Consider the following 25,206-nt stretch of genomic DNA (forward strand, 5'->3'; position numbering starts at 1 on the left):
CGGGGGAATACCGGTCTGCAAACTACAGGGGCGCCTATGAACCAGCCAGTGATTGACACCTCGCCCAAAATCTCGGACGAGATCCGGCAGACCACCTGTTACATGTGCGCCTGCCGCTGTGGCATCAACGTTCACATGAAAGACGGCAAGGTCGCCTATATCGAGGGCAACCGAGACCACCCAGTGAACAAAGGCGTTCTGTGCGCCAAAGGGTCCGCGGGCATTATGCAGGTCAACGCGCCGTCGCGCTTACGTAAACCGCTGCGCCGTGTCGGCCCGCGCGGATCGGGCGAGTTCCGCGAGATCGAATGGGACGAGGCAATCAGCACCGCCGTCGGCTGGATGAACGAGTTGCACGAAACCGCACCGCACAAGCTGGCCTTCTTTACCGGACGCGACCAAAGCCAAAGCTTCACCAGCTTCTGGGCACAGAATTTTGGAACCCCAAACTATGCCGCCCATGGCGGGTTCTGTTCCGTCAACATGGCAGCAGGGGGCATCTATACGATGGGCGGTGCGTTTTGGGAGTTTGGCCAGCCCGACTGGGACCACACCAAACTGTTCATGCTGTTCGGCGTGGCCGAAGACCACGACAGCAACCCGATCAAGATGGGGATCGGCAAGATCAAGGCACGCGGCGCACGGGTGATCGGTGTGAACCCGATCCGATCAGGCTATAACGCTGTGGCCGATGACTGGGTCGGGATCACCCCCGGCACCGATGGGTTATTCATCCTATCGCTGATCCATGTGTTGATGAAGGCGGGCAAGATCGACCTGGATTACCTCAGCCGTTATACCAACGCGCCTGTTCTGGTGAACGCATCCGAAGGCCCCGAGAAGGGTCTGTTCTTGCGCGATAGTGACGGCAAACCGCTGGTGATCGACCGGGCCACAGGCGAACTCACTGCGTTCGACAAGCCGGGCGTGCGCCCGGACTTGTCGGCTACTTACGAAAAGGACGGCGTCACCCATCGCCCGGTTTTCCACCTGATGGCCGAGAAATACCTAAGCGACGAGCACGCCCCTGAGGCCGTGGCTGACCGCTGTGGCATCCCGGCCAGTCGCATTCGCGCCATCGCGGCGGAAATCGCCCGCGTCGCCTTTGACGAGGCGATCGAGTTGGATCAGGAATGGACCGATTTCCGCGGCGAATCCCATGCTAAGATGATCGGTCGCCCGGTCAGCTTCCACGCCATGCGTGGCATCTCGGCCCATGCCAACGGGTTCCAGACCTGCCGCGCGCTGCACGTGCTGCAGATCATCCTCGGCACGGTCGAAGTTCCGGGCGGTTTCCGCTTCAAACCGCCCTATCCCAAACCAGTCGAGGCGCACCCTACCCCGCATGGCGACCGCCGCCCCGGCAGACCCCTGGAAGGCCCCCATCTAGGCTTCCCCCGCGGGCCCGAAGACCTGTTGCTGGACGACTGCGGCACTCCCCAACGGATCGACAAAGCATTCACATGGGAAAACCCGATGTCAGCCCATGGGCTGATGCATATGGTAATCTCAAACGCCGCCGCCGGTGATCCCTACAAGATCGACACGCTGTTCATGTATATGGCGAATATGTCGTGGAACTCCTCCATGAACACTAAAGGTGTGATGGAGATGCTGACCGCCAAGACCGAAGACGGCAAATACGTCATCCCAAACATCATCTATTCCGATGCCTATTCCTCGGAAATGGTGGCCTATGCCGACTTGATCCTGCCCGACACCACCTATCTTGAACGGCACGACTGTATCTCGCTGCTCGACCGCCCGATCTGCGAGGCAGACGCCGCCGCCGACGCAATCCGCTGGCCGGTGATCGAGCCCGACCGCGACGTGCGAGGCTTTCAGTCGGTGCTGGTGGAACTGGCCAACCGCATGAGCTTGCCAGGCTTTACCAACGAAGACGGTACGCCGAAGTGGAAAGACTACGCTGACTATATCGTTAACCATCAGCGAAAACCCGGTATTGGCCCGCTGGCCGGGTTTCGAGGCGAAAATGGCGACAAAGAAGGTCGTGGCGAGGTCAACCCCGACCAGCTAAATCGCTACATCGAAAATGGCGGCTTCTACGTCGCGCATATCCCCGAAGGGGCGGATTACTACAAACCCTGGAACGCTGCCTATCAGGATTGGGCAGTGGGGATGGGTATCTACGACAGCCCGCAACCCTATCTGTTCCAGCTCTATTCAGAACCGATGCGCAAGTTCCAACTGGCCGCCGAAGGCCACGGGGACCGGCAACCGCCGGAAAATCTGCGCCAGCGCCTCAAGGACACCATGGACCCGCTGCCGATCTGGTACGAAACCGATCAGCAGGGCAATGAAGGTTTCACAATCAATGCCCTGACTCAGCGCCCGATGGCGATGTATCACTCATGGGGCACCCAAAACGCCTGGCTGCGCCAGCTACACGGGCGCAACCCGCTTTATGTGCCAACCAAACTGATGCGCGAACACGGGATGCAGGACGGCGACTGGGCCAAAGTGACGTCTCCGCACGGGGAAATTACTGTTCCGGTCATGGAGATGGCCGCGCTGAATGAAAATACTGTCTGGACTTGGAATGCCATCGGCAAACGCAAAGGTGCTTGGGCCCTGCAGGAAGACGCACCAGAGGCCACCAAAGGCTTTTTGCTGAACCACCTGATCCACGAACTGCTGCCGTCAAAAGGCGATGGAATGCGCTGGGCCAATTCTGATCCGATTACAGGTCAGGCGGCTTGGTTCGACCTGAAGGTCAGGATCGAAAAGGCGGCGCCACCTTCGGATGCAGAAAGCCAGCCCGAATTCAAACCGATCAAATCACCGGTCGGCACCGGACCAAAAGATCTGGCGTGGAAGGTAGGAAAATGACCCAGCTCCCCCAATCCACAGACAAGAAAATGGGTCTGGTCATCGACCTGGACACCTGTGTCGGCTGCCATGCCTGTGTGATATCCTGCAAAGGCTGGAACACCGAAAACTACGGGGCGCCCCTGTCGGATCAGGACGCTTATGGCGGCAACCCGTCCGGCACCTTCCTAAACCGGGTACATTCCTACGAGGTCCAACCCGAACAGGGTCACGCCCAGCTGATCCACTTCCCCAAATCCTGCCTCCATTGCGAGGACGCGCCCTGCGTCACCGTCTGCCCCACCGGGGCCAGCTATAAGCGGGTCGAGGACGGTATCGTATTGGTCAATGAAAGCGACTGTATCGGCTGCGGGCTTTGCGCCTGGTCCTGCCCTTACGGCGCGCGTGAGATGGATATGGCCGAGGGCGTGATGAAGAAATGCACCCTCTGCGTGGATCGCATCTATAACGAGAACATACCCGAAGTGGACCGCGTGCCATCCTGTGTGCGGACCTGCCCCGCCGGAGCCCGCCATTTCGGTGATCTGGGCGACGCAGATAGCGATGTCAGCAAATTGGTCGCCGAACGTGGTGGCATGGATCTGATGCCTGAAATGGGCACCAAGCCCGTTAACAAATACCTGCCACCTCGCCCTAAAGATCAGATCGAGGACCAGGTCGACATTCTCGCGCCCCTTCTGGCCCCGGTAGCCGAAGAGCCCAAGGGCTTTCTGGGTTGGCTCGACAAGACACTGGAGAAGCTCTGATGCATCCGGCCCCATCTGTCATTATCTTCACCACCTTGTCCGGTCTGGGCTTTGGGCTGCTGTTTTTTCTGGGCCTTGGGATGCCGGATGTCACCGGGTGGGTGGCCTTCGTATTCTATGCCATGGCCTTTGGCCTGTCGGTGGGTGGGCTGATGGCCTCGACCTTTCACCTGGGCCATCCTGAACGTGCGTGGAAAGCATTCACCCAATGGCGGTCAAGCTGGCTCAGCCGTGAGGGTTGGTGCGCAGTGATCGCTTTGATTCTTATGGGCCTCTACGCGCTGGGCGCTGTCATCTTTGGTCAGCGTTGGGGTGTTCTGGGCGTCCTTGGCGCGTTGTTTTCGCTGGCAACAGTTTTCACCACCTCAATGATCTACACCCAGCTCAAGACAATCCCACGCTGGAACATGAAACTGACACCAATCATGTTTCTGAGCTTCAGCTTTGCCGGTGGCTCGCTTCTGGCCGGTCAGGTCAGCCTTGCCGTCCCTCTGTTGGTGGTCGCTGCCGTTGCGCAGACATTTTACTGGTGGCAAGGGGATAAGGCATTTGCGAACTCAGGAACAAACCTTGGCACCGCTACGGGTTTGGGGCAGCGCGGGGCAGTGCGTGCGTTTGAGCCTCCACATACAGGTACAAACTATCTTCTGCGCGAATTTGTCCACGTGGTTGGCAGGAAACATGCGGACAAATTGCGGGTCATCTCGTTTGTGCTGGCCTTCCTATTGCCGGTCATCCTGCTGATCCTGCCGTTCAACCACTTCTTCGCTCTTCTGGCTGCGCTGTCGCATGTGGCAGGCGTTGCAGTTTCGCGCTGGCTGTTCTTTGCGCAGGCCGAGCATGTCGTGGGTCTGTATTACGGCAAACGGTAAAGAAGGGGGCCAGCCCCCTTCTTGGCCCAGACAGGCCAATTCATCCCCCGAGGTATTTTTGGCCAGATGAAGATCGGATCAGGCCAAGAACACCCCTGGTTACAGCAGACCTGCGTGGTTCATGGCTGCGTCGATAGTAGTTTTGGTGCTGTCGTCCAACGTGGTCAGGGGCGAGCGAACTTCTTCGCTGCATAGGCCCAGCTTGCTGAGGGCGTATTTGGCCCCGACCAGACCGGGTTCGATAAAGATCGCCTCATGCAGAGGCATCAGGCGGTCCTGATAAGTCAGCGCTTTGGCATAATCCCCCTGCAGGGTGGCCTGCTGGAATTCGGCACAGAGCTTGGGCGCAACATTCGCCGTGACCGAGATACAGCCCACACCACCATGCGCATTGAAACCCAGCGCCGTGGCGTCTTCGCCCGACAGTTGGCAAAACTCAGGCCCGCAAGAGGCGCGCTGTTGGCTGACACGCCCCAAATCTCCGGTTGCGTCTTTAACCCCAACGATCCTTGGCAACTCGGCCAGCTCACCCATCGTCTGGGGAGTCATGTCGATGACGGAACGGCCTGGAATGTTGTAGATGATGATCGGAATATCGGCACAATCATGTAGGGTGCGGAAATGCTGAATTAGGCCCTTCTGGGTCGGCTTGTTGTAATACGGGGTCACCACCAGAGCGGCATTCGCGCCGACTTGCTGCGCAAATTGAACGAATCGGATCGCCTCGACCGTGTTGTTCGAGCCCGCACCAGCGATCACCGGGACACGACCGGCTGCGGCATTGACAACTTCTGCCACCACCGTTTCGTGTTCTTCATGGCTTAGGGTTGGGCTTTCACCGGTGGTCCCCACCGGCACCAAACCGGTCGAGCCTTCCTGAATTTGCCATTCCACCAAACGTTTGAGCGTGCCCAGATCCAACTCGCCATTCGAAAACGGGGTAACGAGGGCTGGCATCGAGCCTTTGAACATGACACGCTCCTTGCTGTGCGGTTAGCAATTTTTGCGCCTTGGGCAATCACATTCCTAGCAATGTGTGTTGATCCCGCCGGCGCAAGGTTTATCCTAAATGGCTCTATCCTTGGTTGGTTGGGAAATGCAAGGCATGACACGCGTTCTGGCGCTTTTGACAGCGGTGATTCTGGCATCCTTCGGGCCGGCCCAAGCCGACTCGGTGGGCGATCTGCGCGCTGGCATGTATGAAATGCGAAAGGGCGATTGGAACGCAGCGCTGCAAGAGGCAGGCCCGCGCGGATCTGTGTCACGTGACATCATCGTATGGCATTGGCTGCGCGAGGGGTTCGGAAGCTCGGGCGATGTGCTGGTATTTCTGAACCGCAGGCCGGATTGGCCGGGGCTGGCATGGTTACGGCGCGAAAGCGAACCCGCCTTTACCGGGGCGGACCCGGACCGGGTGTTGAAATTCTACGCCGGCACTGCCCCGCAAACGGCGGAAGGGGCGCTGAATTTCGCCGTAGCGCTGAAGGCTAAAGGGCGGCAGGGTGATGCGCAGGCGGATATCGTTACCGCCTGGCGTACGATGCCGATGGGATCGGGCCTGCAGAAAGACTATATCGAGAACTTTGAAACATTGCTGAAACCCCACCACGCGGCGCGGCTAGACCGGATGCTGTGGGACGGTCATCTGATCAGCGCAGGACAAATGCTGCCATTGGTGAATGACGATCAGCGCAAGCTGGCCGAGGCGCGGATTGCATTGCAAAAACGTGCGCCGGGTGTTGATGCCAAAGTAGGGGCGGTTCCCGATTCCGTGGCCGGATCGGCGGGGCTTGCCTTTGACCGCTTTGTCTGGCGAGACAAAAAGGAACTGGATGACAGTGCGATTGATCTGATGCTGGCGCGGTCATCCAGCCCGGATGCTCTGGGCGAGCCAGACAAATGGGCCGAGGGCCGTCGCCGGTTGGCCCGGCTTGAGATGCGCAACGGTGATATGAGCCGCGCATACAAGATTGCCTCTAGTCACCATATGACGCCGGACATGGGCTATGCCTATGCCGATCTCGAATGGCTTTCCGGATTCCTTGCCCTGCGTCGGTTGAATGATCCGGCAACGGCTGTGCGGCATTTCCAGAACTTCTCGGGCGCGGTGCAGTCACCGATTTCCAAGGGACGCGGCGGGTATTGGCTGGGTCGGGCCTATGCCGCGCAGGGGGATGCGGAAAAGGCTTATGAGGCCTATGCCATGGGTGCTGATCACCAGACCTCGTTCTACGGGCTTCTTGCCGCCGAACGGATAGGGCGCCCTTTCGACAGCGATCTGGCAAACCCGCGAAGGGCACCGCACTGGAAACAAGCGGAATTTGCCGATTCCAGCGTTCTGGAAGCGGGGCTATTGCTGTTGCGCGCAGGTGAGGCAAACCTATCCGAGCGGTTCCTGACCCATCTGGTTGAGGGGCTCGACCCCGTTCAGGCAAGCCAACTGGGCGATCTGGTCATCGAACTGAACGAACCACATCTGGCGGTGATGATCGCCAAGCGCGCCGCGACCACCGGCGTTGTCCTGCCCGCCGCGTATTACCCGGTTCATCCCGTGGCAGATCTGGGCCTGCCCATGGCCAAAGAAATGACGCTAGCAATCGCCCGGCGCGAAAGCGAGTTTGACCCGGTTGTCATCAGCGGCGCGGGCGCGCGCGGGCTTATGCAGGTGATGCCCGCGACGGCAAAAGTTGTGGCCCGGAACATGGGCATTCTAAGCAGCCACCAAACCGGAAAACTGACTTCGGACTGGCGATATAACGCCAAATTGGGGGCGAATTACCTGTCCGAGCTGGCAGCAGAATTCAACGGCAATGTGGTGATGATGGCTGCGGGGTATAATGCCGGGCCGGGCAGGCCGATCTCGTGGATGAAACGCAATGGCGACCCGCGCCGGGGTGAGGCCGATATCGTCGACTGGATCGAATTCATACCCTTTAGCGAGACCCGCAACTATGTCATGCGCGTCGCCGAAAGCCTGCCTGTGTATCGCGCACGGTTGGGGCAGCAGGCGTTGCCGGTGCCATTTTCCGAAGAACTGATCGGGTCAACTCTGGCGTCGTTCGCGCCATAAGGTGAACAGTCCGGCGGCAATAACCAATGTGGCCCCTGCAACAACCGCGGGTCGCAAGCTTTCACCAAAGACCGAGATTCCCAGAATGGCGCTCCACATCAGGTGAAAATAGGCAAAGGGCTGCACGGCGCTGGCCTCGGCCATTTCGTAGCACTTAATCAACAACCAATGTCCCAGAACTCCGGTCAGGCAGAGCAGGCACATCCAAAGCCAGTCACCGCCCTGCATAGGCTCCCAAAACCACACGCCCACGGCCGTCATGGCAACCGCCCCGGCGATGCCGGTCCAGAAAAAACTGGTGGCGGTAGTGTCGCGCCGCGCCGCATAGCGGGTCAGCAGGCCATAGACGGCAAACATCAGGGCCGAGATCAACGGGATCACCGCCCAAGGGTTAAAGACGCCCACACCCGGCTGCAGGATGATCAGCACGCCGATGCAGCCCACGCCGATGGCGGACCAACGGCGCCAACCGACTTTCTCGCCCAAAACCGGGCCGCTGAGTGCCGCCACCAGCAGCGGGTAGCAGATGAACACGGCCTGGCTTTCGATCAGCCCCAGGATGGTGAAGGCATAGACTGCGACGCAGATTTCCCCCGCCAAGAGCACCCCGCGCAGGATTTGCAGCCCAAGCTGGCTGGTGCGGGCCGTGGCCGCGATACCGCCGGGCGCACGCAGCGCCAGAGCGACGACAAATGCTGCGAAGAACCAATAGCGGATCATCACGACCATATAGGTGTTGTACGTCCCGGCCAAATGGCGCGAGATACCGTCCTGCAGCGCAAAAACCACAGTCGCCGCGATCATCAGCGCGATACCGGCGCGAGTGTTGTTCTGTTGGGTCATGGCTTCACCGCCCGGGTCATGTGGCGTTTGCGCCCATAGCCGGGTGCGCGAGTGACGGTGAACCCCGCGTCTTCCAACCCGCGCCGAACGAACCCGGCGGCGGTATAGGTGGCGGTGGTCCCGTTGGGGGCCGTGTGATCGGATACCTGTTGCATCAGGTCCGCACCCCAAAGTTCGGGGTTCTTGGCCGGAGAGAACCCGTCCAGAAACCAGGCATCGGCCTGCCCCGACCATGCGGACAGGGTGGACCGCGCGTCGCCCTCGATAACCTCAAGCTGCAGGGTGCCCAGATCGCGGGTACCGCCCTGCCATTGGGACAGGAACCGGTCGGCCCAAGGGGACAACTCAGGAAAGGCGGCCAGAGCACGCGTCATGTCGTCTGGCGCCATTGGATAGGCTTCGAAACTGGTGAATGTCAGCGGGGTCGTTTGGCCAGCCTTTTCCCATTCGGACCAGACAGTCAGCAAGTTCAGGCCGGTGCCAAAACCAAGCTCGGCAATATGAAACCCCGGCGCAAACCGCGCGGGCAGGTCATTGCCCGCCAAAAACACATGCCGCGTCTCCTCCAGCCCGTTCTGCAACGAGAAATAGGGGTCGTCGAAACGGCCTGAGACAGGTATCTGCCCGTCTTTCCAGGTCAGTTCGGCGCGCTGGTCTGCCATCGGGGAATCCTGTAGCTAAGCGGCGCGACACTGAACAAGGAAAAGGGGAATGGCAATGGTCGATGTGACGGTGCGAGGCGCGGGCATTTTTGGCCTTTCGATCGCCTGGGCCTGCGCTAGACGCGGCGCAAAAGTTCAGGTCATAGATCCTTTTGGCCCCGGTGCCGGGTCCAGCGGCGGCCTTGTCGGGGCTTTGGCCCCGCATGTGCCCGAGAATTGGAATGCCAAGAAAGCTTTTCAATTCGAAAGCCTGATCATGGCCGAACCCTTCTGGAAACAGGTTGAGGCGACCGGAGGCGTCTCAGCCGGATATGCCCGGTTGGGTAGGCTGCAGCCCATCGCAGATAGCCGCACGCTGGATCTGGCCCATGCACGTACGGTCACCGCCGCAGAGCTATGGCAGGGGCGGGCCGAATGGCGCGTTGTTGCAATGGATGAGGTCGGGTCGTGGTGTCCTCCCAGCCCTACCGGCTTTGTGATCCACGACACGCTTAGCGCCCGGATGCACCCAAGGCGGGCATGTTCTGCACTGGTTTCGGCGCTGGCGGTGATGGGGGTTGAGGTCAAAACCGATGCGGCCAATCAAGGGCATATCATTCACGCCACCGGGCTTTCTGGCCTGCTAGAACTGAACGACGCCTTTGGCAAAACGGTCGGCAATGGCGTCAAGGGACAGGCGGCTTTGCTGCGGTTCGATGCCGGGGACGTCTCCCAGCTGTTTGCAGATGCCGTTCACATTGTCCCGCATGCAGATGGTACATTGGCCATCGGATCAACCTCGGAACGGGATTATGACAATCCGACCAGCACCGATGCGGCGCTGGATGATGTCCTGGACCGGGCCACACGGGCGGTTCCGGTCCTGCACGGTGCCGAAGTGATCGAACGCTGGGCCGGGGTCCGACCCCGCAGCAAAAGCCGTGCGCCGATGTTGGGTGCACATCCGCTGTACGCCGGAGAATTCATCGCCAATGGAGGGTTCAAGATCGGATTTGGTATGGCGCCCAAAGTGGCAGAAGTCATGGCCGAACTGGTGCTTGAAGGGCGCGATGAAATCCCCGCAGATTTTCAACCCGAGGCTTCTTTGTGACCTCCCTCGACGACACCCCAGTTCGCCTGCAACCGGACGATCCGATATTGCCACAGGTGTTACGCCTGATCCGCCACAGTTTTGCATTCATGGAGGGGCGTATAGACCCGCCCTCGTCAATGCATCGCCTGACCGAGGAAACGCTTAGGCAACAGGCCCGCGACCACGAGGTTTGGATCATAGGCAATCGCCCGGATGCGGTCGTCTTTCTGACACCCAAACAGGACTGTCTGTATCTGAGCAAACTGGCTGTGGACGAAACCCGACGTGGTCAGGGGCTGGCACAGCGTCTGGTCGATCTGGCATCCGCGCGGGCGGCTAAAATAGGTTTTGCGACGCTGGAACTGAAGACACGGGTCGAATTGGTCGAAAACCATGCCTCCTTTGCCCGGATGGGCTTTGTCAAAACGGCGGAAACGGCGCATCCCGGGTTCACCCGGGCGACCTCTATTACCATGCAGAAACATTTAGGCTGAGGCTTCGGCAATCATACATTGGCGCCCGTCTGCCGCACGCACCCACAGGGTATTGCCCCTCCGGCACAGGCTCGCAGTTTCGAAATGCATCAATGCCGAGGTTGCGCGGAAGGAAAACTGCGCCAATGGGCCCATCACATCTTCCGCAAACAACATCAGGTGCTGCGCCAAAAGCGGGCCATGCACGACCAGCCCGGCATATCCTTCGACATCACGGGCATAGTCGATGTCATAGTGAATACGGTGTCCGTTAAATGTCAGGGCCGAGTAGCGAAACAGCATTGTGCTGTCGAAGGACAGCTCGCGATGTTCGGTTTCATCCTGCCTGGCCAGTGGTGCCGGAGGGGTGGCCGTATCTGCCGAGGGGTCTTGGCGGTAAACCAGATCCTGCCATTCGGTCAGGCGCAGCGCACCGCTCTGCCAAACCTCGTGGCGCAACGTGACAAAGCCCAAGGGGCCGGTGCGTCCCGATTTCGAACTCGAACTTTCACATAGCGATCGCCGTTCGGCTAACTGACCTGCTATCAGAGGCGCGAAAAACTCCAAGCGTCCGCCTGCCCACATTCTGCGGGGTAGGCCCATATCGGGGATCAGGCCCCCGACTTTGGGATGTCCGTCGCGCCCAAGTTGGCCGGGTGGCTGCGGAGTCCAGAAATACAGGTGATGAAAAAACGGCGGCAACGCAGTGCCGCCCCTCGCAGTTGCCTGTTTCCCAAGCGCCACCTGCAACGCGCCAGCACGGGCTGCGTCCATCACATCTGTCTGAATTTCCATCGACATAGCGCAAGATTAGGCGGCCTGCCCCATACGGGCAAGCAAACCGGCAGTTTCAAAAACCGGCCTCTGACCGCAAGTTCTGCATCAAGGTCCGAAGGGCGTTTTCATAGCGTTCGTTAACCAGCTTGCCCTGCGCGTCGAATTCGTTCGAACTGTCGGCCAGATGAATTTCCGGCCCTTGCAAGATGCGCGTCTGGAACGGAACCATATAGCTGCGCAGTATCATCTGTGCACGTTCCCCGCCCGCACGACCCGCAGCGGCAGACATCACCGCAACCGGCTTGTTCGCCCAGGGCTTATCCTTGGTGCGACTTACCCAATCCAGCGCATTCTTCAACACGCCGGACGGCGCTTTGTTATATTCCGGCGTCGAAATGATCACCGCATCCGCACGGGCAATCTGATCCGCCAAAACCTGGACGGTCTCGGGAACCCCTTCGCCTTCTTCAAGATCACCGTCATATAATGGCAAGTTCAGATCGGCCTCGATATGAGTGCCCGGCTCAAACAGCCGCGCCGCCTCGCGAAGCAGTTTTCGGTTGGTGGCATTTTGGCGCAGCGAACCTGACAGGCTCAGAAGGATCGGTTCGGACATAAAAGGTCTCCGTTCAGGCGTTTTCCAGAAGGTAGCCCCTGATCACCGCCAGCCAAAGCCCAGTTGACGCGCAGTCAATGTGCAATAACGGACACCTTGACGGTGCCCGGTCACATCAGGTGTTGCCGTTGGGGATGATTTCGATATCAACTCGACGATTCCGCGCCTTCCCTTCGGGTGTGAGATTCGAGGCCGCAGGTCGGTTCTCACCCAATCCGATGGTGCTGATACGGGCCCCGTTCACACCATTGGCTTGCAGAACATCCGCCACGGACCTAGCCCGACGCTCAGATAGGGCCTGATTATAAGAGGCTTCGCCATCACTGTCCGTATGGCCAATGACCTGAACGGCCGAGTTGGGATATCTCACCAAATTCTGACCCACCCGGACCAAATCAGAACGCAATGCAGGCCGCACGGTCGAGCTGTCGGTGTCAAAGGTGATGTCGTTGGGGACAGTAACAATCAGGCGGTCGCCCGCGTTGACGATTGTGATGCCGTCATTTGCCAGCTGCTGGCGCAACTCAGCCGCCTGACGGTCCAGTTGATTGCCGATAAGGCCGCCACCTGCTGCACCGATTGCTCCACCAGCCAGCGCACCCAAAAGCGGATCCGAGTCGTTCGCAATGGCCCCGACACCGGCACCAACCAACCCACCCAAAAGCGCACCCTGTTTGGTATTTTGGTTGGGGTCCGAGGGCAAGTTCAGCGTTCCAGGGTCGGTGCAGCCCGCCAAGAACAAGGCCGAGCAAAGCCCAGCAGAAACAACAAGCTTGGAAATCGTCATGATATCACCTTCTGCTCAGAGGCCCGTTTGCCGGGTCCCATTATTTGGCACAGTATATCGCCCTGCCCCCCCGCAGGCTCAAGCAACAATCAGGTGATATCGGCGAATACCCGCCGTTCAATGGGCCTCGGCAGGGGAACCCCATTGGTTCTGCTCCTGCCAGATCTCCCGCAGCGGCTGCCCTTGGCCGCAGAAATGATCGTCAACCATTTCGCAGGCCCAGACGCGATCGGTCCGAAAATGGCGAAAACCGTTGCGCAATTCGCACCACGCAACCAGCATCGTGCACTCGATGTGATAGATCAGGGCAACCGGACGGACAACCCGTTCGGAGCGAACGTCTTGCGAGCTGACATATGTGAGGCGAAGCTTGCGCTCGTCCCGGATGGCTTCGCGGTAATTCACGACCGGGATACAGCCCTTGGCCGGATCATCAACCGGAGCCCCCCAAGGCGCGACCTGCAACCAGTCGGGACTTGCGCGCAGGCCTTCTATTTTCCGGCAAATGCGTTTGGCGGCCTCTTGCAGGGTACTGTCGCCGGTCCGTGCCAGCATTGACAGACCGACCCAAAGCGCCTCGACCTCTTCAGCGTCGAAGTTCAGTGGTGGCAAGTCATAGCCCCGCCGCATCAGATACCCGACGCCGGCTTCGCCCTCGATCGGTGTGCGTTGGGCCTGCAGTGCCGCGATGTCGCGATACACCGTGCGCACCGAGACTTCGAGCTTTTGCGCCAGCATCTCAGCGGTAACCGGAGCGTCGGCGGCACGCAGAATCTGGATGATTTCAAACAGGCGGGACGAACGGCGCATGGCAAACTCCGGTTTCTCTGCTGACACCTTAGCACACCCCCCTGACAACGCGCTGTCAGGAGTGATGCGGGATGCTGGTTCAACAATTCACAGGAGATTACTGATGCCCAGCCTCGACAATCACGTAATGATGACACTGCAACTGGGACGCTGGTCCCAGGACCATACCCTGCGCGCCTTTGAAATCGAACGCGAGATCATGGCCAGCCGACAGCCCTGCGCTCCTAGGAAACGGGTCAGACGATTTTCACTGGGCAATCTCAAACTGCTTTGGACCAATCCCGCCTGAGCCTAGAACCCGGCCTTGGCGCGAAACTTCATCGACGCCCCGCCATCGGGGTTCTTCAGCCGCAATTCCTCGGAATGCAACATCAGGCGCGGGAAGGCCCGCGCCTCACCTTTTGCATAGAACGGATCACCCAAAATCGGATGGCCCAGCGCCAGCATGTGAACCCGCAGCTGGTGCGAGCGCCCGGTTTTCGGGAACAGGCGTATGCGGGTAGTGTTGCCTTCATGTTTGACCACGCGCCAATCCGTCACCGCAGGTTTGCCGGTCTCATGGCAGACCATTTGGAGCGGCCGGTTGGGCCAGTCTACAATCAACGGCAGATCAACAGTTCCGGACTTTGACTCTACCATGCCCCAGACGCGGGCAATATAAGTCTTGCGAGTTTGACGCTGTTCGAACTGCATGCTCAGATTGCGCTGCGCATGAGGGGTTTGGGCAAAAACCATCACGCCCGAAGTGTCGCGGTCCAACCTGTGCACAAGCAGGGCTTGCGGGAACGCCGCCTGCACACGGGTCAACAGACAATCGGCCAGATGCTCTCCGCGACCCGGTACGGACAAAAGCCCCGAGGGCTTGTTCACCACAATCAGATGCGCATCTTCGTGCAGCACATCCAGCGGTGTTTTCGGGGGATCGTAGGTCTCGCTCATGCGGGTCTGCCTATCGCAAGCGACAACCTCCCGCAACGTCGTGCTTGCCTGAACTGAATAGTTCAGCAAATCATGCGACAACTCGGAGGAGAAACCATGCACCCGACAATCGAACAACTAAAAGATGTCATCACAAAAGGCGATGAAAGTCTGATTCACGAGTTTCTGGCCGAAGACGTGCGTTTTCTGCCGCCGACCTACTACAGCACCTGGGCCGGGCGCGAACCCGTGGCGGCTCTGCTGGGGCATGTTGGGCAGGTATTCTCGGACTTCAGCTATCGTCGGATCATGGGTGAAGGCAAAGACTGGGCGCTGGAATTTCAGTGCAAGGTTGGTGATCTGGATGCGGTTGGTGTGGACTTGATCCGGCTGAATGATGAAGGCTTGATCGAAAAGTTCGAAGTGGTCATGCGCCCACTTAAAACCATTGCAGCCCTGCGCACCGAGATGATGGCACGCGTGGCAAAAGACCCTCGCTTTATCAATTTCAAGGACGCTTTGGGTTGACCAAGCCTGCCCGGATCGGAGCTGATCAGTTTCTGAGATTACCGCTGTTGCCACTATTGGCGGCACAGGGGATTTCAGTTCGACGAAAGGCGCGGTTCCTGCCCGAACCGACCGGGCCGCGCGAAGGCCGTGAAGGGCGCGGCCCGCGTTTGCGGTTGCTAATCGCAGGCGACAGCTCGGCAGCAGGTGTTGGCGCTGGCACCCAGGCGCAGGCTTTGTCCGGGCAGTTGGTCGCACAACTAGCAAAAAGCCACAGTGTCGAATGGCGGCTCGAGGCTACGACAGGGCATACAACGCTGGATACACTGAAACGCCTTGAGGGTCTGACAGATCAATTTGATGCCGTCATTACGGCGCTTGGCGTCAATGACGTCACCCGTGGCGTCACTAAAAAGCGGTTTGTCGAACACCAATCCCGTCTGATGCACCTGATCACCGACCAGCTTGGAGCCCGGCGTGTCATTGTAACGGCCGTTCCCCAGATGGGTCGGTTTCCCGCCTTGCCGCAACCGCTTGCCTGGGTGCTGGGGCGTCAGGCAGCCCGCCTGGACCAAGGCCTGCAACAGATTGCGACCGGCTTCCCGCAAATCCGCCATCTGTCCATTGATTTACCCGATGACCCGGCGTTGGCCGCACCGGACGGCTATCATCCCAGCCCCAAAGCCTATGCGATCTGGGCGCAAAAGGCCGCCGAATTGTTGCGTCAGGCCTGAGCCCGTATCTGCCGGATCATCGGGATCGAGTAGACCACAAGTGCGGCCCAGATCAGCGGAAACGCAATCATGCGGCCGCGGTCAATCTGCTCTCCAAAAACCGCGATGGCAGTCACAAAAATCATGGTCGGCGCGATATATTGCAGGATGCCCATCGTCGACAGGCGCACCAGCTTGGCGCCATTGGCATAGATCAACAGCGGCACGGCGGTCACTACCCCGGCCCCGGCCAGCAGCATGGTGTCGGTTGCGACCAGCCCGAAATGCCCCGTCCCGTTGACCCCCAGCCAAGTCACATAAACCAATGCGGGGATCAGCAGGATCAGCACTTCCAGCAAGAACCCCTGATTTGGCCCGATGGGGAGTGAGCGTTTGAAGAAGGCGTAGAACCCCCAGCTGAACATAAGCCCCAGCGCCGCCCAAGGCAGGCTTCCGGCCTCTACAACAAGAACCAACACCCCGGCTGCGGCCAACCCAACAGCAATCAGCTGCGTCCGGTTCAAAGGTTCGCGCAGCAGCACCGCGCCCAGCGCGATACTGAACAGCGGATTTATGTAATAGCCCAGCGCTGCGTCCAGCGCATGCCCACTGGCTATGGCCCAGACATAGATCGCCCAGTTCACCGATATCAAAGCAGCTGTCAGGCAGGCCATACCCAGCATCTTGGGATCGCGCAGAGCTGACTTCAAATCCCGCGTCCGGCCCAGTGCGATCAGCAATAGCCCGGCCAAAGGCACCGACCAGATGATACGATGCGCCACAACCTCAACCGGCGCGATATGGGCCATCGCCTTCATGTATAACGGCAAAAAACCCCACAAAACATAGGCCGTTACCGCCAGAACAAGTCCTTTTGGCGTATCGGCATTTTGTGTGGGTGTTGCGTCAGCCATTGCGGATCTCCGGGAATACCGGTCGTCTTTACGGCAACCCGGACATACTTGGGAACCGCGAAAACTGTGAAGCAACCCATCAGGATATTTGATATGTGAGACCAGAACAAAGCCGGAGCGCCGCAGCGCTCCGACAATTTGATTACACTTTGACGCGTTCGGATTTCGGATCGTACATCGGTTTCAACGATGCCTCGGCCATTACCTTCACGCCGCACACGTCGATTTCATAGGTTGACCCCAGAACATCCGCCGCCTTCTCACCCTCGCAGGGCACATAGCCCATACCGATAGCGCCACCCAAAGTATGACCATAATTGCCCGAGCTGAGATAACCGACATATTCCCCGTCCCGCACGATCGGTTCATTATGGAACAACAGCGGTTCCGGGTCGGTCAGGCGGAACTGAACCAGACGGTTTTTGGGCCCGCTTTCCTTGCGGGCAATCACTGCTTCGCGCCCGATAAAGTCACAGCCTTTGTCGACCTTGATCGCAAAACCAAGCCCGGCATCCACGACGTTGTCCTCGCACGTGATGTCATGACCAAAATGGCGAAAGCCCTTTTCGATCCGGCAACTGTCCATCATGTGCATGCCACAGAGTTTCAGGTCCATGTCCTGACCGGCCTCATGCAGCGTTTCGAACACATGGCCCGCCATATCGGCGGACATGTAGATCTCCCATCCCAGCTCGCCCACATAGGTCACCCGATGAGCGCGGGCCAGGCCCATGCCGATCTCGATCTCTTGTGCGGTGCCAAAGGGGTTGGTCGCGTTCGAGAAATCCGCCGGCGAGACCTTTTCCAGCAAAGCGCGCGCATTGGGGCCCATCACGGCCAAAACGCCTTCGCCAGCGGTGACATCGGTTATGACCACGTTGAAGCTACCCACATGGCGCATCATCCAGGTCTGATCCGCCAGCCGCGTCGCCGCCGGGGTCACGACCAGATAGGCGGTCTCGGTCAGACGGGTCACCGTCACATCCGCCTCGATCCCGCCGGTGCGGTTTAGGAACTGGGTATAGACGATCTTGCCGTTCGGCACCGAATAATCGCCGCCCCCGATATAGTTCATGAACGCCTCGGCATCCGGCCCTTCAACGCGAATCTTGCCAAAAGAAGACATGTCGTACATGCCCACATTCTCGCGCACCGCGCGGTGTTCAGCAGCTGAGTTCTCGAACCAATTCTGACGTTTCCAACTGTACTGGTATTCGCGCTCCTGCCCCGGATTTGCGTACCAGTTTGCACGCTCCCAGCCCGCCAGTTCACCAAAGACCGCGCCCTGCTCTTTCAGATGGTGATGGAACGGGGTGCGCCGAACACCGCGCGCAGTGGCTTTCTGGCGATAGGGGTAGTGGTCGGCATAAAGCAGGCCCAGCGTCTCTTTCGAACGCTCAAACAGATATTGTTTATTGCCCTGAAACGGCTGCATCCGGCTGATATCCACATCGCCCAGATCAAACGGTTTCTCGCCGCTATCCATCCATTCCGCCAGCGCCATGCCCGCACCGCCCGCAGATTGAATGCCGATCGAGTTGAAGCCCGCCGCGACCCAGACATTGTCCATCTCGGGCGCGAGACCGAGGTGATAGGCATCGTCGGGGGTAAAGCTCTCTGGTCCATTGAAGAATGTATGAATCCCAGCTTCGGCCAGCATCGGCATCCGGTTACAAGCCGCTTCTAGAATGGGCTCAAAATGATCAAAATCTTCGGGCAGCTGATCGAATTCGAAACTGTCTGGGATGCCCTTCATCGCCCAAGGTTTGGCATTAGGCTCAAACGCGCCCAGCAGGATTTTACCGGCATCTTCCTTGTAATAGGCGCATTCATCCGGCACTCGCAGAACCGGCAGTTGCGAAAGTCCGTCAATGCCTTCGGTGACGATGTAGAAATGTTCGCAGGCGTGCAGCGGGACGTTCACACCGGCCATCCGGCCGACCTCATGCCCCCACATGCCGGCACAGTTCACCACCATGTCGCATTCAATATGACCCGAAGCGCTGCCGTCATCGGCAACCCAGTCCACACCGGTCACAGTGCGACCCTGTTTGGTGATGTCGGTGACCTTCACCCGTTCCTTGGTAATGGCACCGCGTTGCCGTGCGCCCTTGGCCAGGGCCAGCGCGATATTGGCCGGGTCACCCTGCCCGTCCAGCGGAAGATAGACCGCGCCCTTGACGTCTTCGACATTCAGATGCGGATACATTTCCTTGACGCGCTCATTGGAAATCTCTTCGACCTCAACGCCAAAGGCACGTGCCATGGCAGCCAGGCGATAGATCTCTTCACGGCGTTCCTCAGTCAGCGCCACGGTGATCGATCCACAGCGCCTAAGCCCGGTGGACACACCGGTTTCCTCTTCCAGCGCGCCGTAAAGCTCCTGCGTGTATTTCGCCAGTTTGGTCATGTTGGACGAGGCCCGCAGCTGAGCGATCAGACCCGCCGCATGCCATGTGGTGCCGCTGGTCAACTGCTTGCGTTCAAGCAGCACAACATCGCTCCAACCTTTCTTGGTCAGATGATAGGCAACCGAGCATCCGATGACGCCGCCGCCGATGATGACAACTCGGGCTTTGTTTGGAAGATCAACCATCCTGAGGTCTCCGCTGAATCAGGTTTTGGGCACGTTGCCATGGAAGATCGGCAATAAATGCACCAAAAGCGTCATGTTATAGGCGATTTTCACCTATGTGACGCAGCCCGTCTTTCGCGCCTCAGAACAAAGGGCGTGACCCCGAAAAAGCTTTTGTAAACCGAGGAGAAACCGTTCGGAAAGCCGCAGGCCAGACCGATTTCCCGAACGCTCATCGTGGTGTTCAGCAGCAGGTTGTTAGCCTTCGCCAGCCGCATCTCGCGATAGAAACCGTTTGGACTGGTGCCAAAGAAAGCTTTGAATTTTCGCTCAAGCGATCGGTTCGAAAGATTTAATGCCTCGACAATCTGCTGGATGGGTAAGGGGTCTTCGATATTGGCCTGCATCAGCTTGATACATTGATCCAGCTTGGCGTCCCCAGTAGCTGTCAGTTGCGCCCCCGAGAAAGGCTGCATCGATGAAAAGTCGCGGATATTTTCGTGCAGCATGATATTGGCCACCGTCATCTTGGCAGGCCCCGAGATGTGGCGTCCGATCACGGACAAAGCAACATCGGTTGTCGCCTCCATCCCTGCGCAGGTCACGACCTGGCCCTGTTCTGTGGCTATCGACAGCTTCGCCTCGAACCGGGCCCCGCGTTCACTCAGGAAAGAGGCGTTTTCCCAATGGGTCGCCATGTCTGCGGTGCCAAATTCGTCAATATAGCGGCTGGCAGCTTCGGCCAGCAAAAAGACCTGAGCGCCTCGGAACGTATAGTCCGATACAACCCGTCCGATAGACAGATCGGGGTGGTCAGGGTCGGAATTTCCGATCACAAACAGATAATCCGCCTTGGGATGGGTTGATACGGGTTCAGTTTGGACCGTCGCATCGCTGCTGCTGGCAATGGGCCCACCTTTCAGAGACCGATAGGTAAAGCTGAAGGGCGGGTTGGGGCAGACGCGGTTGGCCAGCCTCAGAACCTCAATCAATGCGGCAAGCTCCAACAGCACATAGCCCGGCGCGACCAGAACATCGAAATGTATCTGCGCCTTGTCGGTCAAGCTATCTGGTCGTTGCCGCATCTTTACCCCCTTCAGACGATGCTGTGGCCAGCAGCGCACAGCCGATCTGCCAGTCGCTGAATGTGATCGGGACCGACTTCGCAGCATCCGCCGATGATAGTTGCACCCTGCGCCACCCACCCCATCGCCTGATCAGCATATTCATCCGGCCCAAGGTCGTGGCGCTGTTGCAGCGCATCGACGGTTGGGGCGTCTTGTAGAAATTCCTGGGTAATCCCGGTGAAGCCATTGGCATATGCCCCAAACGGACGCCCGAAGGTGGCGATAATATTCAGCGCAGCGGGCACCGCCTCGGGGCGCGAGCAGTTGATCAGCACGGCCTCAGGCGTAAAGCGATCAACCAAAGATGCTATTCCCGACAATGGCTCACCCGACCGAAGCCGCGTCCCATCATCATCCATCACGGACAGCGCCAGCCAGACCGGCTTGTCTGCCTGTTCCGTTCCACGCAACGCGCCTTCGGCCTCTTGCACCGACGACACGGTTTCGATCAGGAACAGGTCAACGCGATCTGCCATCATCGCCACCAGTTCGGTGAATTTCTCTGCCGCCTCTTCGACCTCTGGATTCAGGTCCGGCCGGTAAGAGGCGAGAAGCGGACCCAAAGCCCCAGCGATGCGCCTACCCGCCGGGCGCGCACGCTCGGCCTGCGACAGGGCCGCCTCGATCAGATCTGGCAGCTGATCACCCAAGCCGACACGGTCCAGACGCGACCGGTGAACAGCATAGGTATTTGTCGTGGCCACAGTCGCACCGCGTGAGAAATAATCCGCATGCACATCCCCGACCAACTCGGGATGGTCCATCATCACCCGGGTCGACCACAAAGGCGTCGGCGCATCACCGCTGCGTTTGACCAGTTCCTGTCCGATAGACCCATCCAGAAGGGTTATATCTGCCATCAATGAACCTCCTCAGGGAACCAGAACCAGTTTTCCCGGAAACGTTTTTGACTGAAAGTCCTCTTGCGCCGTCGCAATGTCTTTCAGCGGATAGGTTTTTGAAATCAGGGGCTTGATCCGCCCCGCATTCATCAGTTCGACCAGGCGACCGAAGACTTCGAACGGCTGATGGGTGCTGCCGTGAATGGTAATGTCGCGCAGATAGATATCCCGCAGATCGGCTTGAACAATCGGGCCAGCAATCGCACCCGCAACGGCATAGTGACCGCCCGGTTTCAGCGCCAGGATCAGGTCAGCCCATGCAGGTCCGCCCACCACGTCAATGACCACGTCGAACATGTCGGTGGGCAGCGACGCATCCCGGTTGAACGTGGCGGTCGCGCCCTGGCTTTTCACCGCTTCGGCCTTGGCCGCACCGGTCACGCCCCAAACCGAGGCACCGCGCAGCGCCGCCAGTTGCACGGCGGCAAGGCCCACACCGCCCGACGCCCCGGTGATCAGCACCTTTTGCCCGGCAGTCACAGCGGATCGGGTCAGCAAAGCCTCGGCAGTTCCGAAGGCGCAGGGGATAGCGGCAATTTCAATATCGGACAGGGGTGAGGCGCTGACATCGTAAAGGTCATCGGCCTGCACCAGACAATATTGCGCAAAGGCGCCGTCAATCTCGGACCCAAGCACGATGAAGCCTGTCGGGTTGCCCGGTCGCGGACGTGGCAGGTTGATCGGACAGGTCACGCGCTGGCCTGAAGTGAACCCAGTCTCGGGCCCTGCGATTTCGACGATGCCGCAAAGGTCGCCGCCCTGAATGCGCGGGAAGTTCAACGCGCCGCCCCAGCCTCCGGCTTCGACCTCTTGATCCACGGCATCTGTGGCGCCGGTCACGTCCGAGGAATACCAGCCGATACGGGTGTTGATATCGGTGTTGTTCACCCCGGCTGCGGCCACACGGACCAGAACCTGCCCCGGCGCAGGGGTTGGGACGGGTATATCGTCACGCCATTCCAGCGCCTCGGGCCCGCCGTGACAGGTCAGGAATACACCGGACATCGTTTTAGGCAGTGTCATGATCAGACCTCGTCATCGGGATGAGGCGGCACAGAGCCCATCGGGACAATGTCATACCGCGCGTTCAATTCGGCCATTTTCACCTCATCGGCGAAGTCCGCCTCGGTCATCTTGGCCAGCTCAGCAAGGAAGCCGTCAAAACCGGCAGGCTGGAAAATCATCAGCATCTTGGCAGGTGCTTTACCAGCAACGCGGCAGGCATGCGGCATACCGGGCGGCACATGCATCGTGCTGCCCGGCCCACAGCGATGCCAGTCGCCATCAACGTAGAAGTCCACTTCGCCTTCCAGAAAATAGAAGCTTTCGGCATGGGTTTCATGGCGATGAAGGCCAAGCGCAAAGCTGGCCTTCAGATTGTCTTCCATGAGCGTATAGGCGCCATCAGTATCCCGGGTCGAAACCTTCACAAATGTGTGGTCATTTTCCCAGTCATAATTGAGGCCCTCTCCGGGCCCCAGTTTTGAATAACGCGTGCTCATGCAGGTCTCCTTCGGGCGATCAGGCGCGCAGCCGCTCGTTTTCTGGATCCCAGAGCGGTTTATCGTCCTGTACCACGGCGCGCCGCTTTTCACCGAAGATTTCGATTTCAAGCTCGGTACCTGCCACCGCCAATTCGGGACGGATCATGCCCAGCGCAATGGATTGGCCAACGCGATACCCCCAAGCGCCCGAGGTGGTTTCGCCAACGATCTCGCCGTTGTGCCAGATACAGGACATGTAGGGTGCATCCGCGTCACCTGCCTCGACCAACATAGTGGCAAACGCCTTTTTCACGCCCTGCTGCTTTTCGTTCAGGATCGCGGCCTTGCCGGGGAAGTCCTGCGGTTTGTCAAGTTTGACGAACCGTTCCAACCCGCCTTCCAACAGAGAGTAATCAGTGGACAGATCGCCTTTCCAAGCCCGATAACCCTTTTCGATGCGCAGAGAGTTCAGGGCGTACATCCCGAACGGTTTGGCACCAGCGTCAAGGATCGCGCCATAGATCGCGGGCATATGGTCGTTCAGCGCGTGAACCTCCCAGCCAAGTTCTCCTGCAAACGAGACGCGGATCAGGAATGCGGGCTGACCTGCAACCGTGGCCGATTGATGGGTCAGCCAGCCACTGGACAGGTCCGCATCGCTCAGCCCCGCCAGAATGTCGCGCGATTTTGGACCTGTCACGATCAGCGTGTCACGAGTGGTGGTGACATCCTCGACGGTGACGCCAGTGGGCATTGCCTCGGTCAGGATATCGCGGTCATGCCATTGCGCTGTAGCGGCCGTGATCATGACGAACTCGTCATCGCCGAGGCGGATACAGGACATTTCGGTCAGGATCCGGCCGCGACCATCTGAGATATAGACCAGGTTGATGCGACCCACCTTGGGCAAACCGCCGGTAACCAGCGACCGCAGCGCCTCGGCGGCACCCTCACCTTTTACGATGAAACGCGAAAATCCGGGCAAGTCCAATACGCCGCAATGATCACGGACAGCCTCACACTCTTCCTTGATCCGCTTCTCCCATGGCCCCGAACGGCCCCAGGTATGAGTCGCTTCTTCAGAGGTATCGTCGCCCGGTTGCGCAAACCAGTTGGCGCGTTCCCAGCCGTTATAGGGCCCCATCACGCCGCCCAATTCCTTGACCTTGGTGTGGACAGGCGACAGCTTTTTGTCGCGCGCGGCGGGCCATTCATGGTGCGGGAAATGCATGGCGTATTCGTTGCCATAGACCTCAAGCCCCTTCTGGTTGCAGTAATCCTGATCGGTGTAATCGGTGTAACGGCGCGGATCGACGGCCCACATATCCCACTCAGTTGCGCCATCGACGATCCATTCGGCCAGCACCTTGCCGGCACCACCGCCCTGCGCGATGCCGAAGGTAAAGGTATGCGCCTCAAACGCGTTGGTCACGCCCGGCATCGGGCCAACCAGCGGCAGCCCGTCCGGCGCGTAGGGGATGGGTCCGTTGATCACCCGGCCCACGCCCGAGGTCCCCATCAGCGGCACCCGCTCCATCGCGTCGGTGACGATGTCTTCGATCCGGTCCAGATCATCATTCCATAGCTGGAAACTGAAATCCTCGGGCATCGGATCATCCTCGGTCATCCAGTGGCCCTTGCAGTTGGGCTCATAGGGGCCGAGGTTGAATCCGTTCTTCTCCTGCCGAAGGTAATAGGAGATATCCACGTCGCGCAGAAGCGGCAGCTTTTTACCGCCATTGGCCTTGGACCATTCCTCGATCTCGGGCACTTCGTCGGTCAGCAGGTACTGGTGGCTCATCACCATGGCCGGAACGGTGCGACCGCCGAAGGGCTTGAACCATTCACCCACACGCTGGGCGTAATACCCGGCGGCATTGACCACGTGGTCCGCTTCGATATCGCCCTTGTCAGTATGCACGATCCAGGTCTTGTCTTCCTTCTGGGTCACACCCGTGGCCGGGCAGAAACGCAGGATCTTCGCCCCCATGTCGCGCGCACCCTTGGCCAGTGCCTGGGTCAACTGCGCCGGGTCGATGTCGCCATCGGTCGGGTCGAACAGAACACCCTCAAGGTCATGAGTTTCCAGGAACGGGTAATGCTCTTTGGCCTGTTCGGGTGTCCACATCTCCATCTCGATGCCCTGATAACGGCCCATCGCCATTGCCCGCTCGAACTCCTGCACCCGCTCTTTCGAATGGGCCAACCGGATTGAGCCGGACTGGTGATAGTTCATCGGATAGTCGACCTCTTCACCCAGCCGCGCATAAAGCTCGGTCGAATAGCGCTGCATGTTCATGATCGCCCAAGAGGTCGAAAAGGTCGGCACGTTGCCAGCTGCATGCCAGGTCGACCCGGCGGTCAGCTCGTTTTTCTCCAGCAGAACACAATCGGTCCAGCCCTTTTTGGCCAGATGATACAGGGACGATGTCCCCACCACTCCACCACCGATAATAACCACGCGGGCTTTTGTCGGAAAATCACTCAT

The 25,206-nt window shown here is 59.1% G+C and carries 24 protein-coding genes; 9 read left to right on the plus strand and 15 right to left on the minus strand.

Annotated elements, in window-relative coordinates; all coding sequences use genetic code 11:
• The first annotated feature begins 36 nt into the window (after window positions 1-36).
• From AC2FIZ_RS10895 to AC2FIZ_RS10905, 3 genes are read left to right on the plus strand one after another with little or no spacing between them, the layout of a single operon-like run.
• Complete coding sequence (locus AC2FIZ_RS10895; protein WP_496791014.1) at window positions 37-2,850, plus strand: molybdopterin oxidoreductase family protein; 2,814 nt, start codon at window positions 37-39, stop codon at window positions 2,848-2,850.
• Window positions 2,847-3,596 (plus strand): 4Fe-4S dicluster domain-containing protein, encoded by a 750-nt coding sequence (locus tag AC2FIZ_RS10900; RefSeq protein ID WP_142637011.1) that lies wholly within the window; start codon window positions 2,847-2,849, stop codon window positions 3,594-3,596. The genes AC2FIZ_RS10895 and AC2FIZ_RS10900 overlap by 4 nt, the downstream gene beginning before the upstream one ends.
• Window positions 3,596-4,468 carry a dimethyl sulfoxide reductase anchor subunit family protein gene (locus AC2FIZ_RS10905; protein ID WP_281973086.1) on the plus strand — a complete coding sequence of 291 codons (873 nt, stop codon included), beginning with the start codon at window positions 3,596-3,598 and terminating at the stop codon, window positions 4,466-4,468. The genes AC2FIZ_RS10900 and AC2FIZ_RS10905 overlap by 1 nt, the downstream gene beginning before the upstream one ends.
• A gap of 99 nt (window positions 4,469-4,567) precedes the next feature.
• Here the strand turns inward: AC2FIZ_RS10905 and dapA are convergent, their stop codons facing one another.
• Window positions 4,568-5,440, minus strand: a complete 873-nt coding sequence (gene dapA, locus AC2FIZ_RS10910) for a 4-hydroxy-tetrahydrodipicolinate synthase (RefSeq protein WP_142637014.1) — start codon at window positions 5,438-5,440, stop codon at window positions 4,568-4,570.
• A 133-nt stretch (window positions 5,441-5,573) separates the two neighbouring features.
• Here dapA and AC2FIZ_RS10915 point away from each other — a divergent pair, with 133 nt between their 5' ends.
• Window positions 5,574-7,538 carry a lytic transglycosylase domain-containing protein gene (locus AC2FIZ_RS10915; RefSeq protein ID WP_281995464.1) on the plus strand — a complete coding sequence of 655 codons (1,965 nt, stop codon included), beginning with the start codon at window positions 5,574-5,576 and terminating at the stop codon, window positions 7,536-7,538.
• Here AC2FIZ_RS10915 and AC2FIZ_RS10920 read toward each other — a convergent pair.
• Together AC2FIZ_RS10920 and mnmC2 are read right to left on the minus strand one after the other, a co-directional pair.
• A complete protein-coding gene (locus tag AC2FIZ_RS10920) occupies window positions 7,512-8,381 on the minus strand; it encodes a DMT family transporter (RefSeq protein ID WP_281995402.1) in 870 nt (289 codons plus the stop codon). The genes AC2FIZ_RS10915 and AC2FIZ_RS10920 overlap by 27 nt on opposite strands.
• On the minus strand, window positions 8,378-9,043 hold the full coding sequence (mnmC2, locus tag AC2FIZ_RS10925; RefSeq protein ID WP_496791016.1) for a tRNA (5-methylaminomethyl-2-thiouridine)(34)-methyltransferase MnmC2: 666 nt from the start codon (window positions 9,041-9,043) through the stop codon (window positions 8,378-8,380). The genes AC2FIZ_RS10920 and mnmC2 overlap by 4 nt, the downstream gene beginning before the upstream one ends.
• A 49-nt stretch (window positions 9,044-9,092) precedes the next feature.
• Here mnmC2 and AC2FIZ_RS10930 point away from each other — a divergent pair, with 49 nt between their 5' ends.
• The gene (locus tag AC2FIZ_RS10930; RefSeq protein WP_281973082.1) at window positions 9,093-10,133 is read left to right on the plus strand and encodes an NAD(P)/FAD-dependent oxidoreductase; all 1,041 of its coding nucleotides are present in this window, start codon (window positions 9,093-9,095) and stop codon (window positions 10,131-10,133) included.
• A complete protein-coding gene (locus AC2FIZ_RS10935) occupies window positions 10,130-10,609 on the plus strand; it encodes a GNAT family N-acetyltransferase (RefSeq protein ID WP_282021958.1) in 480 nt (159 codons plus the stop codon). The genes AC2FIZ_RS10930 and AC2FIZ_RS10935 overlap by 4 nt, the downstream gene beginning before the upstream one ends.
• Here the strand turns inward: AC2FIZ_RS10935 and AC2FIZ_RS10940 are convergent.
• The 4 genes from AC2FIZ_RS10940 to AC2FIZ_RS10955 form a co-directional block, all read right to left on the minus strand.
• Window positions 10,601-11,389 carry an HTD2 family dehydratase gene (locus AC2FIZ_RS10940; protein ID WP_282021959.1) on the minus strand — a complete coding sequence of 263 codons (789 nt, stop codon included), beginning with the start codon at window positions 11,387-11,389 and terminating at the stop codon, window positions 10,601-10,603. The genes AC2FIZ_RS10935 and AC2FIZ_RS10940 overlap by 9 nt on opposite strands.
• Before the next feature lie 49 nt (window positions 11,390-11,438).
• Window positions 11,439-11,981 (minus strand): NADPH-dependent FMN reductase, encoded by a 543-nt coding sequence (locus tag AC2FIZ_RS10945; protein ID WP_282021960.1) that lies wholly within the window; start codon window positions 11,979-11,981, stop codon window positions 11,439-11,441.
• Window positions 11,982-12,096: 115 nt separating this feature from the next.
• Window positions 12,097-12,768, minus strand: coding sequence for a YiaD family glycine zipper/OmpA-like lipoprotein (locus AC2FIZ_RS10950; RefSeq protein ID WP_142637036.1), 672 nt, complete (start codon window positions 12,766-12,768; stop codon window positions 12,097-12,099).
• Between the two features lie 117 nt (window positions 12,769-12,885).
• Complete coding sequence (locus tag AC2FIZ_RS10955) at window positions 12,886-13,578, minus strand: helix-turn-helix transcriptional regulator (RefSeq protein WP_271949714.1); 693 nt, start codon at window positions 13,576-13,578, stop codon at window positions 12,886-12,888.
• Between the two features lie 103 nt (window positions 13,579-13,681).
• On the opposite strand from AC2FIZ_RS10955, the gene AC2FIZ_RS10960 reads away from it, so the two are divergent.
• On the plus strand, window positions 13,682-13,867 hold the full coding sequence (locus AC2FIZ_RS10960) for a hypothetical protein (RefSeq protein WP_496703340.1): 186 nt from the start codon (window positions 13,682-13,684) through the stop codon (window positions 13,865-13,867).
• 2 nt (window positions 13,868-13,869) lie between these two features.
• Here AC2FIZ_RS10960 and AC2FIZ_RS10965 read toward each other — a convergent pair whose 3' ends face one another.
• Entirely contained in the window at window positions 13,870-14,553 is a 684-nt protein-coding gene (locus tag AC2FIZ_RS10965) for an RluA family pseudouridine synthase (RefSeq protein WP_496786875.1), read from the minus strand.
• 60 nt (window positions 14,554-14,613) lie between these two features.
• On the opposite strand from AC2FIZ_RS10965, the gene AC2FIZ_RS10970 reads away from it, so the two are divergent.
• A complete protein-coding gene (locus AC2FIZ_RS10970) occupies window positions 14,614-15,024 on the plus strand; it encodes a nuclear transport factor 2 family protein (protein ID WP_142637264.1) in 411 nt (136 codons plus the stop codon).
• A complete protein-coding gene (locus tag AC2FIZ_RS10975; RefSeq protein ID WP_496791017.1) occupies window positions 15,021-15,737 on the plus strand; it encodes an SGNH/GDSL hydrolase family protein in 717 nt (238 codons plus the stop codon). Before AC2FIZ_RS10970 ends, AC2FIZ_RS10975 begins: the two co-directional genes overlap by 4 nt.
• Here the strand turns inward: AC2FIZ_RS10975 and rarD are convergent.
• From rarD to AC2FIZ_RS11010, 7 genes are all read right to left on the minus strand, one after another.
• Entirely contained in the window at window positions 15,728-16,630 is a 903-nt protein-coding gene (gene rarD, locus AC2FIZ_RS10980; RefSeq protein ID WP_496791019.1) for an EamA family transporter RarD, read from the minus strand. The genes AC2FIZ_RS10975 and rarD overlap by 10 nt on opposite strands.
• A 142-nt stretch (window positions 16,631-16,772) precedes the next feature.
• The gene (locus AC2FIZ_RS10985; RefSeq protein ID WP_496791021.1) at window positions 16,773-19,226 is read right to left on the minus strand and encodes a GcvT family protein; all 2,454 of its coding nucleotides are present in this window, start codon (window positions 19,224-19,226) and stop codon (window positions 16,773-16,775) included.
• An 89-nt stretch (window positions 19,227-19,315) separates the two neighbouring features.
• Window positions 19,316-20,290 (minus strand): GlxA family transcriptional regulator, encoded by a 975-nt coding sequence (locus AC2FIZ_RS10990; protein WP_142637047.1) that lies wholly within the window; start codon window positions 20,288-20,290, stop codon window positions 19,316-19,318.
• A gap of 11 nt (window positions 20,291-20,301) precedes the next feature.
• Window positions 20,302-21,192: a homocysteine S-methyltransferase family protein gene (locus AC2FIZ_RS10995; RefSeq protein WP_142637049.1), complete on the minus strand. Its 891-nt coding sequence runs from the start codon at window positions 21,190-21,192 to the stop codon at window positions 20,302-20,304.
• 12 nt (window positions 21,193-21,204) lie between these two features.
• On the minus strand, window positions 21,205-22,257 hold the full coding sequence (locus tag AC2FIZ_RS11000; RefSeq protein ID WP_496729007.1) for an alcohol dehydrogenase family protein: 1,053 nt from the start codon (window positions 22,255-22,257) through the stop codon (window positions 21,205-21,207).
• Between the two features lie 2 nt (window positions 22,258-22,259).
• A complete protein-coding gene (locus AC2FIZ_RS11005; protein WP_281973075.1) occupies window positions 22,260-22,736 on the minus strand; it encodes a cupin domain-containing protein in 477 nt (158 codons plus the stop codon).
• A 19-nt stretch (window positions 22,737-22,755) separates the two neighbouring features.
• Window positions 22,756-25,206 carry a GcvT family protein gene (locus AC2FIZ_RS11010; RefSeq protein WP_142637053.1) on the minus strand — a complete coding sequence of 817 codons (2,451 nt, stop codon included), beginning with the start codon at window positions 25,204-25,206 and terminating at the stop codon, window positions 22,756-22,758.

The sequence above is a fragment of the Ruegeria sp. CDSB022 genome, from assembly GCF_059611145.1.

Coding starts and splice junctions, on each gene's coding strand:
- AC2FIZ_RS10970 (WP_142637264.1), top strand. CDS start 14,614: ATGCACCCGACAATCGAACAACTAAAAGATGTCATCACAAAAGGCGAT.
- AC2FIZ_RS10900 (WP_142637011.1), top strand. CDS start 2,847: ATGACCCAGCTCCCCCAATCCACAGACAAGAAAATGGGTCTGGTCATC.
- dapA (WP_142637014.1), bottom strand. CDS start 5,440: ATGTTCAAAGGCTCGATGCCAGCCCTCGTTACCCCGTTTTCGAATGGC.
- AC2FIZ_RS10995 (WP_142637049.1), bottom strand. CDS start 21,192: ATGGCAGATATAACCCTTCTGGATGGGTCTATCGGACAGGAACTGGTC.
- AC2FIZ_RS10985 (WP_496791021.1), bottom strand. CDS start 19,226: ATGGTTGATCTTCCAAACAAAGCCCGAGTTGTCATCATCGGCGGCGGC.
- AC2FIZ_RS10960 (WP_496703340.1), top strand. CDS start 13,682: ATGCCCAGCCTCGACAATCACGTAATGATGACACTGCAACTGGGACGC.
- AC2FIZ_RS10940 (WP_282021959.1), bottom strand. CDS start 11,389: ATGTCGATGGAAATTCAGACAGATGTGATGGACGCAGCCCGTGCTGGC.
- AC2FIZ_RS10955 (WP_271949714.1), bottom strand. CDS start 13,578: ATGCGCCGTTCGTCCCGCCTGTTTGAAATCATCCAGATTCTGCGTGCC.
- AC2FIZ_RS10895 (WP_496791014.1), top strand. CDS start 37: ATGAACCAGCCAGTGATTGACACCTCGCCCAAAATCTCGGACGAGATC.
- AC2FIZ_RS11010 (WP_142637053.1), bottom strand. CDS start 25,206: ATGAGTGATTTTCCGACAAAAGCCCGCGTGGTTATTATCGGTGGTGGA.
- AC2FIZ_RS10905 (WP_281973086.1), top strand. CDS start 3,596: ATGCATCCGGCCCCATCTGTCATTATCTTCACCACCTTGTCCGGTCTG.
- rarD (WP_496791019.1), bottom strand. CDS start 16,630: ATGGCTGACGCAACACCCACACAAAATGCCGATACGCCAAAAGGACTT.
- AC2FIZ_RS11005 (WP_281973075.1), bottom strand. CDS start 22,736: ATGAGCACGCGTTATTCAAAACTGGGGCCCGGAGAGGGCCTCAATTAT.
- AC2FIZ_RS10950 (WP_142637036.1), bottom strand. CDS start 12,768: ATGACGATTTCCAAGCTTGTTGTTTCTGCTGGGCTTTGCTCGGCCTTG.
- AC2FIZ_RS11000 (WP_496729007.1), bottom strand. CDS start 22,257: ATGACACTGCCTAAAACGATGTCCGGTGTATTCCTGACCTGTCACGGC.
- mnmC2 (WP_496791016.1), bottom strand. CDS start 9,043: ATGGCAGACCAGCGCGCCGAACTGACCTGGAAAGACGGGCAGATACCT.
- AC2FIZ_RS10920 (WP_281995402.1), bottom strand. CDS start 8,381: ATGACCCAACAGAACAACACTCGCGCCGGTATCGCGCTGATGATCGCG.
- AC2FIZ_RS10915 (WP_281995464.1), top strand. CDS start 5,574: ATGACACGCGTTCTGGCGCTTTTGACAGCGGTGATTCTGGCATCCTTC.
- AC2FIZ_RS10990 (WP_142637047.1), bottom strand. CDS start 20,290: ATGCGGCAACGACCAGATAGCTTGACCGACAAGGCGCAGATACATTTC.
- AC2FIZ_RS10930 (WP_281973082.1), top strand. CDS start 9,093: ATGGCAATGGTCGATGTGACGGTGCGAGGCGCGGGCATTTTTGGCCTT.
- AC2FIZ_RS10945 (WP_282021960.1), bottom strand. CDS start 11,981: ATGTCCGAACCGATCCTTCTGAGCCTGTCAGGTTCGCTGCGCCAAAAT.